We start from the raw sequence: 16861 nt of genomic DNA, 5'->3' as shown, positions 1-16861 counted from the left end.
TTTCCCGAAGGATTTTTCGCACCTGCCTTAACAGATTTACTCTGTTCTGGTCTTATGGTCGCTCTACAGACTGACACCGCAAGCCCTGCGGCCAAAATATTTTTACTGGCGTTAATATCTCGGTCATGGTGAGTCCCACAGTCTGGACAATCCCATTCTCGAACATTTAACGGCATTTTCAAGGGCAATATACCCGCAATTACTACACCTTTTAGAGCTAGGAAACCATCTATCTATTTCGATGTAATTTCTCCCATACCAACGGCATTTATAGGCTAATTGACGAGTGATTTCTCCCCAACTAACGTCAGATATTGCCTGAGATAATTTCGGGTTTTTGACCATATTCTTGACGGCTAAATTCTCAACCACAATCGTTTGATTTTCACGAACTAATTGAGTGGTTAGCTTGTGTAAATGGTCTTTTCTACTATCGTTAATTTGAGCGTGAATTCTGGCTAATGTGATTCTCGCTTTTTCCCGATTTTTTGAGCCTTTCTGTTTTCTAGAAAGATTTTTTTGCGCTTTTCGCAGTCTCCGATAATGCTTTTTAAAGTGCTTGGGATTAGATACTTTGTCACCATCGCTGGTAATCACAAGGCTACTAATTCCTAAGTCAATTCCAATGGCTTTATCTGTTACTGATAAAGGCTTAATTGTTAGGTCATCAAATCTAATTGAAATATGCCAACGTCCAGAAGGATGTAATCTGACTGTTACTGTGCTTGGTTCACAGCTTTCTGGGATGTGTCTTGACCATCGAATAGGTAAAGGTTCTGTGCATTTAGCTAAATAGATTTGTCTGTCTTTAAATTTAAAGCCTGACTTGGTAAATTCGGCACTTCCTCCTTGATGTTTTTTCTTAAAGTTGGGATACTTAGTACGATCAGCAAAGAAGTTAGTGAAAGCTGTTTGTAAATGTCTTAACCCTTGTTGTAAAGGTACACAGCTAACTTCGTTTAAAAACTCTAATTCTTCTTGCTTTTTCCAGTCGGTTAGCATTGAAGAAGTTTCAGTATATCCTACTCTTTCTTGCTTTTCGTACCAAGCTTGTGTTCTGAGATGGAGAGCTTTATTGTAAACTAATCTTACACAGCCCAAAGTGCGCCGCAATAGCGACTCTTGTTCGGGTGTGGGGTAAAATCGAAACGAATAGGCTTTTTCCATACCTCACATTTTAGCATATATTTCGTAAACGATGCTCATATTTAACAGTAAAGCCGTCGTAGAACGACGGGGTTTCAGACCCAAATTTTCGATGAAACCGAGACCCTTGAAGCCGACCAGCATATAACAGTGATGGAATTCAAGTCTGAATTCCATCACTATTTGATCTAACTTCACAGAATACCTCATTCGGGGTACGGCTCTCTTATTCTTTGTGTGGTCAGTTTAACTTACTATAGAAGCGATCAATCTTCGTGTCCTCTGTGTCTGGAGTGGTTCCTTCCACTCCCTCGCCAGCAGGACTATATCTTAGAATACATTTTACCCACCAAACCTAAGAGAGCCTCCTGCGTCTGGACTACTGATAAAATAATGGGTAATGGTTTCATCTGGGGGAATTCTCTCTAAAATTAACTTTTTGTCGGGTTGATTAAGGCACTCGATTTCTGCGGTAATTTCGAGGGACTACAGGAGAGTTCTTGGATAATTAATTTTTGAGAGTTCAAAAATGAGAAAAATAGGCATAAAATCTCTAAGTAGAGAATTTAGTTGATTAAAGCTCATTCTTGATTCTCCTGACGACCGAATACTGGCTACTTACTCCTCACATAAGGGAAGATTTTTGATTTTTGCCAGAGGTCTATACTTAATAGAGCCGTAGATTAATAACATTGTCGTTAAAGTTATGGCCATAATTAGGGGAGCGATTTTGGCTAACCAGAAAGCCACGAAGATTATGCCGATTCCGTCAGCGAGTAAGATGGGTAAACGTGGCCTTATGCCATGGTCAATAATTTTTTCTGTGCTTGGCTGCAGTTGAATTTTGGCTAAACAATGAAACCAAATTTGACTGACTAAAACTATTAAAGCTCCCCATCCTATCGAGAGGGCAGCCAGATAAAAGCCCGATAATTCTAAAACAATTGTACTAACTGTGACGATAAAAAAGCGATCGAGGCGAGGATCGCTGGTTTTTTGCTGAAATTGGGCAATTTCTGCCAAGTCCACCGCCGCCATGCGTGCCTGTTCCATACACATCCCCAGAATACCTAGGGCAAGAATAGCAGCGGATAGGTTTTCCGGTGAGAAGATTTGGGAGATTATGCCTAAACTAGCCGGAAAAAACAGTAAAAAAAGGATCGTTCGTCTCATCTATTCGCGGTGGGGTCAGATTAAGATAAGAAATGCTCTTGACTTACTCGTGCAATGTCTTGTTTGCCTCCTTTTCAAAATGCTCTCCTTCTCACCCAAGCTTTAACCCATCGTTCCTATGTCAATGAACAGTCGGAATTGACGGAAAATAACGAGCGCCTAGAATTTTTAGGCGATGCGATTTTGGCTTTTTTGGTGGGCGAACTATTGTATCAAAAATATCCCGCCATGAACGAGGCCGAATTAACCCGTTTGCGGTCAAATTTGGTCAAAGAAGAACAATTAGCGCAATTAGGCATTGAAATCGGCCTGGGGGAGTTAATGCGTTTAGGCAAGGGAGCAATTAAAGATCGGGGGCGATCAAATCCTACCCTATTAGCGGACACTTTTGAAGCGATAATTGGGGCTTATTATCTAGATTCGGGGTTAAATGCGGTTAAAAACTATCTGCACGGGCTTTTTATCCCTGTTGCCTCTCATTTAGTCTCTCAACAATCGGAATCGCCATCTTTTATCGATGCCAAAAATCTCTTTCAACAGTGGGCGCTGGCCAATTTCGCCTCTAATCCAGAATATGCGATCATTGATGTTACTGGCCCCCCCCACGCTAGGGAATTTACTGCCGAAGTGCGGGTTAATAACCTTCTCTATGGTACAGGTAAAGGCAAACGGAAACAGGATGCCACCAAAGCGGCTGCCGAAGATGCCTTAAAGCGCTGTCAATGGCAATAATAAATAAGGCCAAACCTACTTATCTTAGGGGCCACCAATTAACTTTATCTCTGGTGGCACTGTAAACTTCTTTTAAACCCTCGGCATCCAGTACCCGAATTAAATCCCCCGTCGATTCTGAGGCAATTAATCCCACGTTTTGCAATCCTTTTAATACCTGTTCGACGGTGCGTTGATTGAGTTGACAAGCGCGAGCAATCACATCGACGGATAAATCAAAAGTATAGATATTTTCGGCATCTGGTTGACTGCCTAATTCTCTTTCTTGATAGATTAAAGCTCTCAGTAAAGTGGCTACAGCTTGGGGTGGATAGCTACTGCAATTAAGCAAATGATACTCGAATTTTTGCTGTAATTCAAATAAAAAACAGTACCGTTGACGAAAACTTTCGTTATCGTTGTAAATCTTTTCTAGCGCCGATAAGGGAATTTTCAGGACGTGGGTAGTTTTATAGGATTCCACCAAACAGGGAAAAGCGCGACTGGCTAAACCATAACTAAAGGGTAAACTCCTCATACCAAAACAGCCACCGGGGTAGGTAATGGCAATAATCCGGTCGAGGGGGGTGCTGCGGACGACGATTACACCCTCATTCAAAATCACATACAAAACATCTAGAAATTCATCGGGTAGAAAAGCCGTATAGACGGGACGATTGGAAAATAGCGTCTCTAACTTGAGATTGTCGGCATCGAGATACTGACTTAACCAAGCTTCCTCTAGTCCGCGAAAGAGAAAACTCTGGTTAATCAGTTGTTGTAGGAGGGTTGTTTTTTTGGCCTTGACGCTCTTGCCCATAGTCTCAAACCTAGATGTAGCACTGATTTTATCTTCTCACAGTTTCCCTTGTTATCGCCTTATTCCCAATTTGTTTTATAAATGTATTGAAATTTTATTTCCTGTGCTGTAGGATTAAAGCAGACCTGAAAACAGATACAACCTCAGAGTAAAGCTTAGGAGCGCCGCCGATGCAGTCATCCCAGTCTTGTTTATCCCTACTCATGGCAACTGTCCTGACGGGAGGAATGCTGGCATCTTGTACCTCATCCCCCACCAATAGCGGCAATGACAGCCAAAAACCCGTGACTGTGACACTTGTTTCCTATGCTGTCACCCAAAGTGCCTACGAAAAAATCATTCCCAAATTTGTCGAGGAATGGCAACAAAAAACGGGGCAAAAAGTCACTTTTGAACAGAGTTATGGCGGTTCCGGTTCCCAAACTCGTGCCGTTATCGATGGTTTAGAAGCGGATGTGGTAGCGTTGGCTTTAGCTTTGGATACCAAGAAAATTGAGCAAGCGGGATTAATTCAACCCGGTTGGGAAAAAGAAGCACCCAATGACTCTATTGTTCATAAATCTGTAGTGGCTTTTGTTCCTCGTGATGCCAATATTAAAATTAATCAATGGTCAGATTTAGCCAAGGATAATATTAAAGTTATTACTGCTAATCCCAAGACTTCTGGCGGAGCGCGCTGGAATTTTCTCGCTCTTTGGGGTTCGGTGACGCAAGCGGGAGGCAGTGAACAAGAGGCGCAAACTTTTGTCGAAAAAGTGTTTAAAAATGCGCCAGTTTTACCTAGAGATGCTCGCGAATCTAGTGATGTGTTTTTTAAACAAGGTCAGGGAAATGTGCTAATTAATTACGAAAACGAGATGATTCTCGCTAACCAAAAAGGTGAGAATTTAGCCTATACTGTTCCCACTGATTATAATATTTCTATTGATAATCCCGTGGCGGTTGTTGATGCCAATGTGGATAAAAAAGGTACGAGAAAAGTGGCCGAGGCTTTTGTGCAGTTTTTATTTACTCCCGCAGCCCAAAGAGAATTTGCTAAGGTGGGGTTTCGTCCCGTTGAACCGACGATAGTTAAAGAGTTTGAGAGTAAATTTCCTCAGATAAAAAATCTCTTTACCGTGCAGGATTTAGGCGGTTGGGATAAGGTACAAAAACAATTCTTTGAAGATGGAGCCTTGTTCGATAAAATTCTGACTAAAGCTGGTAAATCTTAAGGAGAAAAACCATGGATAATCAACCTCAATGGCAGACTATTAATCATCCCCAAAGTGATTTACATCTCGATCAATCGGGACTTGATCGCCCCACGTCCCGACGGATAAAAATTCGGGTTCCTAAACAATATATTAACGAGCCAATTATAGCACGTTTAGGGTCTTTTCCAGGTCTAAAAGTGAATATATTTTCCGCTTTGTTAGCTGCCAATAATAATCAAGATGGCTGGTTTGATCTACAACTACAAGGCAACTCCCAAGGGATAGAAAATGCCCTTTCCTATCTGGCAGATTTAGATGTAGAAGTTTGGTATGATTCAGCACAAGTTCTTGAAGAAGCGGACAATTGGTAATCTCTAATCGGCACCCCCCTTATCAAGGCGGATCCCCACCCCCCTTATCAAGGGGGGCAGGGGGGATCAAAGGCAAAATTTATCTTCTATTTAATTGGAACTACTTACTTAGCAATAATTAACAATGGCTAACCCACAATTATCTTTATCTCCCAGTCAACCCCTGAAAAAAGTTTCTATTCCTTGGGTAATTACCATTAGTTATCTAGTGGTTTTGTTGGTTTTACCAGCAGCGGCACTATTTGCTAAATCCCTAACTCTTGGTTTTGCCGAATTTTGGCGCATTGCCACTTTACCGATTTCTTTATCTGCTTACCAAGTCACTTTTTTTACTTCCTTAATTGCCGGATTAATTGACGGAGTTTTCGGCACTATTATCGCTTGGGTATTAGTGCGGTATCGATTCCCGGGTAAAAAAATTGTCGATGCTTGTGTAGATTTGCCCTTTGCTTTACCCACTTCTGTTGCTGGTTTAGTCCTCGCCACAGTTTACAGTGATAACGGTTGGCTCGGTCAATTTTTTGCCCCCTTTGGTATTAAGATATCCTTTACCATTTTAGGGGTTTTTGTGGCGATGTTATTTATCGCTTTACCCTTCATTGTCCGCACCCTACAGCCAGTTTTACAGGAAATGGAAAAAGAGGTAGAAGAAGCGGCTTTATCCCTCGGTGCTTCCTCTTGGCAAATCTTTTGGCGAGTGATTTTTCCCACAATACTACCCGCTATTTTAACAGGAGTTGCCCTCGGTTTTGCCAGAGCGATCGGCGAATATGGTTCTGTAGTTATTATCTCATCTAATATTCCCTTTAAGGATTTAATTGCCCCAGTTTTAATCTTCCAAAGACTAGAGGAATATGATTACACAGGGGCGACAGTAATCGGCATGGTTTTATTACTGGTTTCTTTGTTCATGTTAGTAGTAATTAATTTCCTGCAGCAATGGGGCCAAAAATACAGAGTTAAGTAAAGAGTAAAAAATATTGGAGTATGACTGGAGACAGATCAAAAATGCTGAGTCTAAAAAAATCAACTAAACCGAAAGAGTGGGATTACAAACCCCTACTAATTATCATCGCCCTTGTCTATCTGGCACTGTTATTATTTATTCCAGCAGCAGCAGTATTTTACTATGCTTTTCGCAATGGATTCCAAGCTTTTTTAGAAGCGGCGGGAACCTCTGACTTTATCGAAGCGGTAAGATTAACAGTAATTATTGCCCTAATTACTGTACCTTTAAACACAATTTTTGGACTTTGTGCAGCCTGGGTAATTGCTCGCAATCAATTTCGCGGCAAAACTTTATTAATTAGTTTAATTGACTTGCCTTTTGCCGTTTCTCCCGTGGTAGCGGGTTTAATGATTGTACTGCTCTATGGGCGCAATGGTTGGTTAGGTTCTTTTCTAGAACTTTTCAGTATAAAAATACTCTTTGCTTTACCCGGAATGGTATTAGCAACCATATTTGTTACTATGCCTTTTGTCGCTAGGGAAGTTATCCCAGTCTTAGAAGAAATTGGCTTAGAACAAGAGGAAGCGGGGCGCACTTTAGGGGCAAATGATTGGCAGATTTTCTGGCGCGTAACTTTACCCAATATTCGTTGGGGATTGATGTACGGAGTGCTGTTAACTAATGCCCGGGCGATGGGAGAATTTGGGGCAGTTTCTGTGGTTTCTGGCAGTATTTTAGGGAGAACTGCCACCCTGCCAATTTTCGTAGAACAGGCTTATAAAAATTATCTCACTCCCGCCGCTTTTAGTGCGGCGGCTATTCTCGCCTTACTAGCGGGAGTTACTTTAATTATCAAAGAAATTCTCGAACGTAAAACCGCCCACAAAATTCATACTACTTAACTACAAAAGACCTAAAAATATGAGTATTACCATCCACCAAGTTTCCAAACGTTTCGGCAATTTTCAAGCTTTAGATAATATCAGTTTAACCATTCCTGAAGGCAAATTAGTCGCCCTCCTCGGACCATCGGGATCGGGAAAATCCACCTTATTACGTTCAATTGCGGGATTAGAAACTCCCGACAGTGGCGCAATTATCATTAACGGACAAGATACCACCCATCTGGACCCTAGACGGAGAAATATCGGCTTTGTTTTTCAACATTATGCCCTATTTAAACATTTAACTGTCCGCCAAAATATTGCTTTTGGTCTAAAAATTCGCCAGCAAAAATCGCCGGTAATTAAGAAAAAAGTTGAGGAACTATTAGAATTAATTCAATTACAAGGATTAGGTGATCGCTATCCCGCCCAATTATCGGGAGGACAACGGCAAAGAGTAGCTTTAGCCCGCGCTTTAGCCATTCAACCGAATGTATTATTATTAGATGAACCCTTTGGGGCTTTAGATGCAAAAGTCAGAAAAGAATTAAGGGTATGGCTGAGAAATTTACACGAAGAAGTTCACGTTACCAGTGTTTTTGTTACCCACGATCAAGAGGAAGCAATGGAGGTGGCCGATACGATTGTCGTGATGAATCATGGTAAAATTGAACAGGTGGGTTCTCCCGCCGAAATTTACGATCATCCCGCTACACCTTTTGTGATGCAATTTATTGGGGAAGTGAATATTTTACCTAATCTAGCAGGATTAGGAAAAGGGTATCATCAGGGGGATAATTCCACCGTCTTTATCCGTCCCCACGACCTCAAAATCATTCCCGAACAAGATGGGTTGAATAGTTGGGCAGTGGTAAAAAGAGTTATTCATTTAGGCTGGGAAATACAAGTAGAATTAATGTTAGCCGATGGGGAAATGGTGGTGGCTTATCTCAATCGTGAGGAGTACAAGCAATTACAGTTACAACCAGAACAAACGGTACATTTAAAACCGAGAAAAGCGACCTTACTCACTGATTTTGACAATAAAATTGAGAAATTTATCGATTATTCAATTTAAAAACCTTAGTTGTGTTACAGCTTTTCTCATCAGGATAAAGTACAACCTAATTTGCTATTGATGATCGACTCCCCAAAAAAACTTCCTGTCTCACCATTAAGATAACTGCTATAATGTTTGACTAAGACAATTATTTTTAAGTAATAGCCAATTCAAAAATGAAACGCATCAACCTCAATAGTTAACAAAGAAAGGCTGATCAGGTACTGTCCGATCAATACAACAACAAATCAGATCCTTATCGTTCTTGGGAGAGGGGATTAAACGAGCAGATTAAGGGACTATTGAGACAATTTTTTGCCAAGGGTAACGAATTTGAAAATCCTTAAGCTAGAGCAGGTAGAAAGAGCCGTAAACTCTATTAACAATCGTCCTCGAAAATGTCTTAATTATCGTACCCCAAATCAGCTATTCTATGAAGGTAAATCGGACAGTGATGCAATTCAGACTTGAATTGGCTCATCATATTAATAATCCGCCAACAGTGAGTGCTTAAAAACGGATTTACTATCATAATGTGTTGTTTTCCTGATTGTCTGAAGATTGAACGCGAAAGGGAGGCGCAACATAATCGGAAGGTAAATAATTTTCGGGAATGGTTGTTGTATTTCCATCTCGTAGGGAGGTGTAACTGGGAGAAAGAATCTCAATCCCAGCTTCATTACACTTATCTTGAATATTTTGATGGAGTTCTGAATAAATGATTACCATTAAATTGGGTTGGTTAGTGTAAGCGTTCAATTGATAACTGATGTAAAAATTATCTAGGCTAGTTTGCAGGACAAAAGGTGCGGGTTCTTTGAGAATATGCTCGGTCTCTAGTGCAGCTTCAATTAAGGTTTTGTGGGCTTTTCGCCAGGGCAGATCGTACCCTAGGGTAATCGTTGTCTGAATAATTAGATTTCTGTTTAATTCCCGCGAGGAAATACTAAAGTTAATCACATTACTACTTAATAAAGATGAGTTAGGAATAGTAATGATTTTATTAGTGGGAGTACAAATGCGAATGACTAGGAAGTTTTTTTCAATTAGATCGCCAATTACATCTCCTACTTGAATGTGATCTCCGATGCGAAATGCCCGGGTATAAATAAGAATAATTCCCCCAATAACATTGGCGATTGCCGAAGTAGAACCAAGGGATAAAAGAAGACCAAGAAAAACAGAAACACCTCGGAAAGCAGGGGAATCAAAACCAGGCAAATAGGGAAAAGCAACTATTGCTGCTATGGCAATAATTATGACTAATAGGATATTGTAAGTCGGTTTAGCCCAATCAGTATAAAAACCAGGAATAACCAGATTTCCTCTTTCTATTGCTGTAAAAAATGGCTTGATTAGCCCGATTAAGTAGTAAGTGATAAAAATGATTATGGCAATAATAAAGGCATTGGGAAGATATTTGCCAATGGACGACAAAACCAGTTCTAATGATTGAGAAAAATAGCCTAAAATACTCTCACCAAAAACTCTTGTCCAGGGAAATAAACGAAGTACAAATGTGGCATAATTAAATAATAATAAAAACAGAACAAAGAAGCGAATTATGCGAAGAACTCGCAACCAAAAAAAGCTTATATTAGAGGAAGATATGATCTCAACATTCCCGATTTGAATGCCTGGCGTCAAGGATTCAATCAAACGTCTAATAAAGGGAAATAGCTTCCCTGAAATTTTGATAACTGCAAAGCTAATAATCAGGAAGGCAAAGCTGGCTATAACCGTATAAATGATGTTCTTAAGTAGTTGTTCGGGTTTTCGATCTTGGCGATATTGAGCGATAGCAACCTGAATTTTTTGTAAAGCTTGTTGAGCTAAAACCTCCGGCGTTGAACGATAGGCTTTTGCATCTCGCTCCGTCACCGTTAGAATTACTTCTTGATCTACACTTAAATAAAGTGAGTTATCATCAGGAATCTGCTTAATTGTCAGGTTCTCAACAGGAATAGAATCATTTTGAGCAATTCTTTCAATTCTCCGGGTAATAGCGCTAGCTCTCTCCTCCGCCGAAAATGAAGAAACTCCACGCCGGATAAAAAAGAGAGTTTTTCCATCTAACATAACTGGAAAGCCGTCAATTTTATTTTCCGGTTGTGTCGGATTTTGAGCTATTCCCAAAAGAGGGGAGGTTAGAGTCAGTAGTAAAACTACGATAAATATTACCAAAGTATGTCCAATTTTTTTCATCCATCCTCTAGCTTTAGATGCTGTAGTTGGCATTGAATATCTTTGATTAATATCGACAAACGGTACAAATTTCATAGGATTAAGTCAGATTTTTCTGGGTGTAGTCGGGTAAGGTTTAGGCATTAAGAAAAGCTAAAACGGCTCTTCTGGTTTCTGTGTGGAAACGAGGTCTATACTGATAGTTTCTTCGACAAAATAGTCCTAAAAGTGTTACCCGATAAGCATTTCACGATTCCATAAGCAAAAATTATCACACAAAGTCGAGAAGAGCCCTAAAACCAGTCGCAGAGTAATTGTCCCCGGCAACATGAATACAATCAGGGCGACAATTATTTGACAGAGCCAGCGAATTTGAGTATAGCGTGGTTTTCTAGAGGTTTTTTTGATCATAGATCAAAGCAGAATTATCCCTAACTATTCTCTCACAAAAATCCAGTGGGTAAATTAAGTGATCGCTGCTGGTAATTCCTGGCGACTGTACTAATACTAAATCCTGTTTAAAAGCCATAGGAGATTAGGGAGATGGGGGAGTGGGGAGATGGGGGAGCAAATGTCAGCAGAAAGTTAGCAAAATTATCTAGTCACACCAGTCAATAAAACGCCGTAGCAATTCTATCTATCCTAGTACAATTGCTCAGGAGCTACGATCAATTAACCTAGAAGAGTTAGCCAATAACCAAATTCAGGCGTTGACAAGTTTATGTCACTTTTCTCATCAACCCCTGGCAAAAGTCAAAAAGTAATCAATAATATAACGGTTTTCAGTCTCATAAGGTATAGTAAATCCCTTGATAGATAGGCGTTTCAGCGTTTCAATCGGGACTCCTTCTGTGAAAACCGCTATAATATGCAGGGGTTAATTATTGCTACTATGGCAAGAGTACCTCTCGTCTGGCTTCCACCAGAAGTCTGTTGGTAGCTTCGGGAATTGTCAAAACCAAGATGTAGTTACTCATTGAACGCCACAAAGGCCAAAATATGGAGTATCGTTTATGAGCCATTTATCCCTATCCGAACAGATTAACGCGGAACTTCTGGCAATCCTGATCGAAGAAGAAGTCACCTATCCCTGGGATGTAACCGCTGTTGAGAGTCATGATCCCTTAGACGTGACAGAAACGCCTTTTTCTCTGTGTGAAGGACTAGAAGCGACGGCGATCGAGGCACAAGCTCATAGATTCTTTAGCAGTTTACACCAAAAATTCCCGACAGTTTCCCTTTCATCCCGGTCTAATATCTTTGATAAATTTGCCTCTTTACTGCCAGCCGAACATTTAAATCGTCTAGTAGAAAGTGCTGAAAATCTAGTTAATAGTCAATTAGATAACTTCGATCGCCTTGTTGTTTGTCTTAGCGAGCTTTTTCCCCAATGGTCTCCAGAAGATTTACAGGTTTTTGCCCGTCCCTACGCCTATACTATGCGTAATGGCCAGAGCAAAACCACTATAGACACCGAAGATTGGCAAAGTCTTTCCGAAATTGAACAAATTCGCCGGAGTGCAGCCATCGCCAGCCAGATTTTTCGCCACTTGTCTTCTCCTGAATAGTCATCTGGTTATCAGCCGTACTGCATTGAAACTGCCTATTAGACCTCCATCTAAAGATTATAGTCATTTCAATTAGGATTGAGAATATCAATGCCAGAGTTCATAAGGGTTCAACCAGTCTAGACTGTATCAGAATTATCTGAAATGACTATATCTTAAGACTAAAAGTTTTTCTAGTTAAGGAATCTAAGCAAATAAAAATGATTTTAATTGTTTCATATTTTTTCAGTGAAATTGAATTAGCAACGATAGATACACATTTCAGCTTAGAACTACTCAGTTAGTACAAAAGCTAAAAGCAAGCTGTGATTGGGTTATAATTTTTGGAGATGTCTATTAGATATTTTAGTACAAATGCTCAAACTCTCTCTTACCGCTCCATCTCCCCCTTCTCCCGTCTCCCCTTACCGATTACTGTTTACCGATCACTAAAAAAACCCCTACTCCCAATTCGGAGATATTGCTAGGGAAAAACGAAAAGTGCTGCCTTTACCTAATTCACTTTCTACCTCCATTTGACTTTGGTGTAATTCCACTAAACGACGGGTAATCGCTAAACCAATACCACTACCCCCAGAATAACGGGAACGAGAACGATCGGCCCGCCAAAAGCGCTCGAAAATAAAGGGTAAATCCTCTGCTGCGATGCCGATTCCCGTGTCGATAACGGCAATTTGTAGGTGATTTTTGTCCCTTGTCACTTGCAGGGTAATTGCACCATGATCGGTGTAACGAATGGCATTACCGAGCAGATTAACTAAAATTTGTTCGAGGCGATCGGGATCGGCCATGACAGATGGTAAATTGGGGGGACAATCTAACTGTAAAGTCGGTCCATCTTCTAATAATTGATCGGCAAATTTTTCGATAAGAGAATTTAACAAAGTTAATAAATTAACAGGTTGCAGTTTAATCGAGAGATAACCAGATTCCGCTTGCGATAGCTCCTGTAGATCGTGGGTTAAACGTTCTAACCGGCGGGTTTCTTTCACTAATTTCTGATAAAGTTCTGGATTAGGTTCGATCGCACCATCGGCTAATTCCTCCAGATATCCCCGTACCACAGTTAAAGGGGTGCGTAATTCGTGGGTAAGATCACCGATTAATTCCTGGCGACGTTTTTCCACATCGGCTAAACTAATCGCCATCTGATTAAAACTGATGGCTAATTGATTTAATTCTGGGATTTCGCTTTCTGGAACTCGCGCCGATAAATCCCCTTCCGCAAAATTTTTAGTGATTTGTTTGATTTGTTTTACCGGTTTCATAATGCGTTGAGAAACCAAAAAACTCAGATAACCAGCTGCACTTCCTCCCGCAATAAATGACCAAATAGCACTACTATCCCAAGCCGTCTCAAAACCCCTAACCAAGAAAGTTCTTGCCGAGCGCACGGTAAAAAATCCCTGCCTTTCTAACTGTTCCAAACGCAAAACAAACATTCGGGGAGAAGATAATTTAGCAATGATAATAAAGCTACTCAATCCCACCACCATAACGAGGAGATGGGATAAAAATAATCTGGTTCCTAAGCTTAATTTTGGTGGCTGCATATTTGGTAAAAAACTCTATTTGTCGTCAATATTATTAACATTGTTTATCATAAAGATGAAGTATAACAGGATTGGGCATCGACGACCGACTCCCGAAAACAAAAACTTTGTACCTCACCATTAAGATAACAGCCATATATCCGGCTACAGCATCATAAAGAACTCTATCGGGTTCTTCCTGTGGAAGAATCTCCCCTTAAGCCATGCTGTGAGGGGAGAATAGGTCAAAACCTAACTTTTTGCCGCTCTATGCTATGGTATCAAGATGCGCTACTCTGTTAGGAGATGATTTTGCTTGAGTCATCTGCTCAAAGTAGCGTCTGTTTTTTTTAACCCTTACCCCCAAAAGAGAATCTTTTCTGTATGCTAGAGGCTAATAATCAGGGAGAGAATCAAATATTTCTCTATGAAGTTGTTTTTTCCGGTTCTTCTGGCTCTTTGCCTCAACGCTTCTCCCGGACAGTCCTGCGAGTACCTAAAAGCCGCATGAGTCAAGAAACACAGCGCCTCCTGCGCCAAGGTGCCAGGATTCTCAGTATAAAGCCTCTTGACCCAGAAACTGTCTCCATTAAGCCTAGTTTACCACCTCAACCCTGGTGGATAGAGATCACCACCACCCAGCCGAAATGTCTCTATTATTTCGGTCCGTTTGAGAGTTTTTCTGAAGCTTTATCCCATCAATCCGGTTATATCGAAGACCTACAATCGGAATCTGCTGTGGGGATTAACAGCGAAATTAAACAATGTCAGCCCGAGGTTTTAACTCAAGAAGATTTTTAATATATGGTATCTAATTATACAGATTTTTAGGAATAGTTAGTCTCCTTTTGTTTTCGTTGAATAATGCCTTCACCTTCACAGAATTTACAGGGGACGGATTCATTCTCTGTCTCTAGATAGATTCTTCCTTTGCCTTGGCAGTGGGAACAGATAACTTTTTCTTCCCACCAATAATTCTCTAAAAAAGCCTCATCGGTAATATAGGTAAAATCTTCAAACATTGGCTTGTCCTCTTATTGTTCAGATAGCTTAATCTGGGTTCACCTTTCAAGCTGAGAAATTGAAAATCAGTTTTACCCCCATAGTAAAAAAGATCGGGTTCATTCTCTTGGAAACTTAAATTACTTCATATTTATTCATATTTATTAATATAATAATGAGTGTTCACTATCAATCTTTGCTAAAGCAGCACCCCCTAATTGTATCATAGCAGACATGGCAATTAACGACCAACTATACTTTAGACGTTCATAATCTGAGATTTATTCAACTTCTGAAATGGTAGAGTAAGCAAGGAATTCAGTTCTTTTTTATGTTTCAGATGGGCATCATTCAGACATTCATAAATAGCTGAAGAAAAGTCAGAAAAGTTTTCATAATATTTAGGGTTGGCTGAATAAATGTGAAATGTAGATAAGGTAAGGGTTTTGTGGCTTTTCTCGCCAAACAGGTGCAAGATTTTGAGAGAATCATGCTTCCAAACCTTGCGTTTTCATCGGCCCGCGTCCTGTAGGGGCGAAGCATTTGGGCATAACCTATCGGTGAAACCGGAGATTTCCTATCCGAATGCTTCGCCCCTACTTTTTGCCGCAAACCCTATTTAGTATTACAATCGATCGGATTTCGCGGATCTGAGTTTTTGTCCCTTTTGAGTTTGTCGATTTCTCGTTGATTGGCTTCCCGGTCAGCAGCCACCCATAATTGTTTATCTTCATCCCACTTGGATTCCGTGTATATTGCTTTTTCCCAAAAGCAGGCCGATTTAATTTGTTCTGGATAAAGATCCTCGGCTCCGTAGAGGTTGGCTAGGATGAGGTTGGCTCCGTTGAGGTTGGCGATGAGCCAGCCTGTGGTGAGGATGCCTCGGTTGAGGTTGGCTCGGTTGAGGAGGTTGGCTCCGTTGAGCTTGGCTCCCTTGAGGTCGGCTCCGTTGAGGTAGGCTCCGTAGAGGTAGGCTCCGTTGAGGATGGCTCCGTTGAGGTAGGCTCCGTTGAGGTTGGCTCCGTTGAGGTTGGCTCCGTTGAGGTTGGCTCGGTTGAGGTTGGCTCCGTTGAGGTAGGCTACCCAGAGTTTGGCTCCGTTGAGGTAGGCTCCGTTGAGGTTGGCTCCGTTGAGGTAGGCTACCCAGAGTTTGGCTCCGTTGAGGTTGGCTCCGTCGAGGTTGGCTCGGTTGAGGTTGGCTCGGTTGAGGTTGGCTCCCCTCAAATTTGTCCGACTTAAATCAAGAATTTTAATTTTATTAGAGTCATTTGTTTCAGCCAAATTATCCCCAGCTTGGTCATTCTCAACTTTACGCCGCCCGATTACCGTTAAAGCGGCCTGAACTGGAATACTCACGGAAGGGAGTTTTTCTAGGGCCTTCTGTCTTTCCTCTGGCTCCAGTTGTTCAATATTCGAGGGAATGGGGGAATTTTTACGAATGTAGGAAGTCAGCACTTCCATAATTGTCCATTGATCCTTGGGAGAATCTTTGGCAATTCGCTCTAGGGAATAAATGCCGCCAATTACCACCTCCTCTTTAGGATTACCGATTTGCTCGACAGCTTTCGAGAAGCGCTCGGTAATAAGACGTTCCTGAGTCAGTTGCCTTTCCGCTTGAGAATTGAGATAATTGACAAAAAGCCCGATTCCTGCGAAAAGGGTAGCAATTAATCCCAGGGCAGAAATAATCGTTTTGACCACATCAATGGCAAAGGTGCGGCTGTCTTTGTCTTCACGGGCAAAAAGCCCCGGTATTTGCTGAAATAGCCAGAAGGGAAAGATTAGCAGTTTCCAAGCAACTCTGACAAGAGACTGGAGCGATAGCAACAATCTTTTAATTAGCCTTTTTCCCCCGCGATAGGGCATCTTTAGATTCCAAGCAAAAATCGCTCTGGGATGTTGGCTCAAATATTCTTTCGCTTGCTGCCAGTCATCTATCTCATTGCCTTCTTTACCCGATGCCAGCCGTTTTTGATAAAACTCGTGAGCCTTGATCTGGTGCAATTCTAAAGGAATTCGTGGTGATTTTCTCGGAACCATGCAGCGTTTTCCCCGCCAATAGATGGATTTTGCCAAGGGACTGAGGGACTAACAAAACTGTTTTCGAGGTTGGTTGAAAAGAAGTAAGTAGGTAGGCGTTAAAAGTTGTCAGATGCCCCCCTTATTAAGGGGGGATTAAAGGGGGGACTAAGGGGGGATCGGCACCCCCCTTATCAAGGGGGGCAGGGGGGATCGAACCTAAAATCCATTTTTAATTTAATTATA

General features: G+C 41.2%; 15 protein-coding genes and 3 pseudogenes. 9 read left to right on the top strand and 9 right to left on the bottom strand.

Translation table 11 applies throughout. The features are described from left to right. From IM507_RS22570 to IM507_RS22560, 3 genes and pseudogenes are all read right to left on the bottom strand, one after another. Positions 1–1167, bottom strand: a pseudogene (locus tag IM507_RS22570) (RNA-guided endonuclease InsQ/TnpB family protein); the annotation flags it as partial. A gap of 3 nt (positions 1168–1170) precedes the next feature. Beyond that, positions 1171–1323 carry a hypothetical protein gene (locus IM507_RS22565; protein ID WP_176721622.1) on the bottom strand — a complete coding sequence of 51 codons (153 nt, stop codon included), beginning with the start codon at positions 1321–1323 and terminating at the stop codon, positions 1171–1173. Between the two features lie 441 nt (positions 1324–1764). After that, positions 1765–2319: a hypothetical protein gene (locus tag IM507_RS22560; protein ID WP_287637778.1), complete on the bottom strand. Its 555-nt coding sequence runs from the start codon at positions 2317–2319 to the stop codon at positions 1765–1767. Between the two features lie 54 nt (positions 2320–2373). Here IM507_RS22560 and rnc point away from each other — a divergent pair, with 54 nt between their 5' ends. Further along, a complete protein-coding gene (rnc, locus tag IM507_RS22555) occupies positions 2374–3051 on the top strand; it encodes a ribonuclease III (protein ID WP_002736100.1) in 678 nt (225 codons plus the stop codon). Positions 3052–3070: 19 nt separating this feature from the next. On the opposite strand, the gene IM507_RS22550 is transcribed toward rnc, so the two are convergent. Next, entirely contained in the window at positions 3071–3850 is a 780-nt protein-coding gene (locus IM507_RS22550) for a Crp/Fnr family transcriptional regulator (protein WP_002794831.1), read from the bottom strand. A 170-nt stretch (positions 3851–4020) separates the two neighbouring features. Here IM507_RS22550 and IM507_RS22545 point away from each other — a divergent pair, with 170 nt between their 5' ends. From IM507_RS22545 to IM507_RS22520, 6 genes and pseudogenes are all read left to right on the top strand, one after another. Then, positions 4021–5064 (top strand): sulfate ABC transporter substrate-binding protein, encoded by a 1044-nt coding sequence (locus IM507_RS22545; protein ID WP_123230476.1) that lies wholly within the window; start codon positions 4021–4023, stop codon positions 5062–5064. 11 nt (positions 5065–5075) lie between these two features. Then, positions 5076–5417, top strand: coding sequence for an NIL domain-containing protein (locus IM507_RS22540; protein WP_002802587.1), 342 nt, complete (start codon positions 5076–5078; stop codon positions 5415–5417). Positions 5418–5541: 124 nt separating this feature from the next. Further along, on the top strand, positions 5542–6384 hold the full coding sequence (gene cysT / locus IM507_RS22535; RefSeq protein WP_004159580.1) for a sulfate ABC transporter permease subunit CysT: 843 nt from the start codon (positions 5542–5544) through the stop codon (positions 6382–6384). A gap of 41 nt (positions 6385–6425) precedes the next feature. Continuing rightward, on the top strand, positions 6426–7268 hold the full coding sequence (cysW, locus tag IM507_RS22530) for a sulfate ABC transporter permease subunit CysW (RefSeq protein ID WP_046661095.1): 843 nt from the start codon (positions 6426–6428) through the stop codon (positions 7266–7268). A gap of 19 nt (positions 7269–7287) precedes the next feature. Then, positions 7288–8328 carry a sulfate/molybdate ABC transporter ATP-binding protein gene (locus IM507_RS22525; protein ID WP_069473958.1) on the top strand — a complete coding sequence of 347 codons (1041 nt, stop codon included), beginning with the start codon at positions 7288–7290 and terminating at the stop codon, positions 8326–8328. Between the two features lie 236 nt (positions 8329–8564). After that, a pseudogene (locus tag IM507_RS22520) lies at positions 8565–8781 on the top strand (transposase); the annotation flags it as partial. A 57-nt stretch (positions 8782–8838) separates the two neighbouring features. On the opposite strand, the gene IM507_RS22515 reads toward IM507_RS22520, so the two are convergent. After that, positions 8839–10590, bottom strand: coding sequence for a mechanosensitive ion channel family protein (locus IM507_RS22515; RefSeq protein WP_287637777.1), 1752 nt, complete (start codon positions 10588–10590; stop codon positions 8839–8841). A 917-nt stretch (positions 10591–11507) separates the two neighbouring features. On the opposite strand from IM507_RS22515, the gene IM507_RS22510 reads away from it, so the two are divergent. Next, a complete protein-coding gene (locus IM507_RS22510; RefSeq protein WP_002736722.1) occupies positions 11508–12062 on the top strand; it encodes a hypothetical protein in 555 nt (184 codons plus the stop codon). Between the two features lie 440 nt (positions 12063–12502). On the opposite strand, the gene IM507_RS22505 is transcribed toward IM507_RS22510, so the two are convergent. Continuing rightward, on the bottom strand, positions 12503–13615 hold the full coding sequence (locus IM507_RS22505; RefSeq protein WP_002736308.1) for a sensor histidine kinase: 1113 nt from the start codon (positions 13613–13615) through the stop codon (positions 12503–12505). A 363-nt stretch (positions 13616–13978) separates the two neighbouring features. Between IM507_RS22505 and IM507_RS22500 the strand changes: the two genes are divergently transcribed. Then, on the top strand, positions 13979–14395 hold the full coding sequence (locus IM507_RS22500; protein ID WP_002737782.1) for a DUF1816 domain-containing protein: 417 nt from the start codon (positions 13979–13981) through the stop codon (positions 14393–14395). A gap of 26 nt (positions 14396–14421) precedes the next feature. On the opposite strand, the gene IM507_RS22495 is transcribed toward IM507_RS22500, so the two are convergent. The 3 genes and pseudogenes from IM507_RS22495 to IM507_RS22485 form a co-directional block, all read right to left on the bottom strand. Further along, the gene (locus IM507_RS22495; protein WP_002737105.1) at positions 14422–14616 is read right to left on the bottom strand and encodes a hypothetical protein; all 195 of its coding nucleotides are present in this window, start codon (positions 14614–14616) and stop codon (positions 14422–14424) included. Positions 14617–14855: 239 nt separating this feature from the next. Continuing rightward, positions 14856–14999 (bottom strand): annotated as a pseudogene (locus IM507_RS22490) (IS630 family transposase); the annotation flags it as partial. 212 nt (positions 15000–15211) lie between these two features. Continuing rightward, on the bottom strand, positions 15212–16636 hold the full coding sequence (locus IM507_RS22485) for a pentapeptide repeat-containing protein (protein ID WP_287637776.1): 1425 nt from the start codon (positions 16634–16636) through the stop codon (positions 15212–15214). Positions 16637–16861 lie beyond the last annotated feature (225 nt).

Source organism: Microcystis sp. M20BS1 (assembly GCF_020245305.1).
GTDB lineage: Bacteria > Cyanobacteriota > Cyanobacteriia > Cyanobacteriales > Microcystaceae > Microcystis > Microcystis ichthyoblabe_A.
This window is presented reverse-complemented; position numbering and strand designations above follow the sequence as displayed.

Bases quoted from the DNA above. Each gene is read 5' to 3' on its own strand.
- IM507_RS22565 (WP_176721622.1), bottom strand. From the start codon at position 1,323: ATGGAATTCAGACTTGAATTCCATCACTGTTATATGCTGGTCGGCTTC.
- IM507_RS22560 (WP_287637778.1), bottom strand. From the start codon at position 2,319: ATGAGACGAACGATCCTTTTTTTACTGTTTTTTCCGGCTAGTTTAGGC.
- rnc (WP_002736100.1), top strand. From the start codon at position 2,374: ATGTCTTGTTTGCCTCCTTTTCAAAATGCTCTCCTTCTCACCCAAGCT.
- IM507_RS22550 (WP_002794831.1), bottom strand. From the start codon at position 3,850: ATGGGCAAGAGCGTCAAGGCCAAAAAAACAACCCTCCTACAACAACTG.
- IM507_RS22545 (WP_123230476.1), top strand. From the start codon at position 4,021: ATGCAGTCATCCCAGTCTTGTTTATCCCTACTCATGGCAACTGTCCTG.
- IM507_RS22540 (WP_002802587.1), top strand. From the start codon at position 5,076: ATGGATAATCAACCTCAATGGCAGACTATTAATCATCCCCAAAGTGAT.
- cysT (WP_004159580.1), top strand. From the start codon at position 5,542: ATGGCTAACCCACAATTATCTTTATCTCCCAGTCAACCCCTGAAAAAA.
- cysW (WP_046661095.1), top strand. From the start codon at position 6,426: ATGCTGAGTCTAAAAAAATCAACTAAACCGAAAGAGTGGGATTACAAA.
- IM507_RS22525 (WP_069473958.1), top strand. From the start codon at position 7,288: ATGAGTATTACCATCCACCAAGTTTCCAAACGTTTCGGCAATTTTCAA.
- IM507_RS22515 (WP_287637777.1), bottom strand. From the start codon at position 10,590: ATGAAATTTGTACCGTTTGTCGATATTAATCAAAGATATTCAATGCCA.
- IM507_RS22510 (WP_002736722.1), top strand. From the start codon at position 11,508: ATGAGCCATTTATCCCTATCCGAACAGATTAACGCGGAACTTCTGGCA.
- IM507_RS22505 (WP_002736308.1), bottom strand. From the start codon at position 13,615: ATGCAGCCACCAAAATTAAGCTTAGGAACCAGATTATTTTTATCCCAT.
- IM507_RS22500 (WP_002737782.1), top strand. From the start codon at position 13,979: ATGCTAGAGGCTAATAATCAGGGAGAGAATCAAATATTTCTCTATGAA.
- IM507_RS22495 (WP_002737105.1), bottom strand. From the start codon at position 14,616: ATGTTTGAAGATTTTACCTATATTACCGATGAGGCTTTTTTAGAGAAT.
- IM507_RS22485 (WP_287637776.1), bottom strand. From the start codon at position 16,636: ATGGTTCCGAGAAAATCACCACGAATTCCTTTAGAATTGCACCAGATC.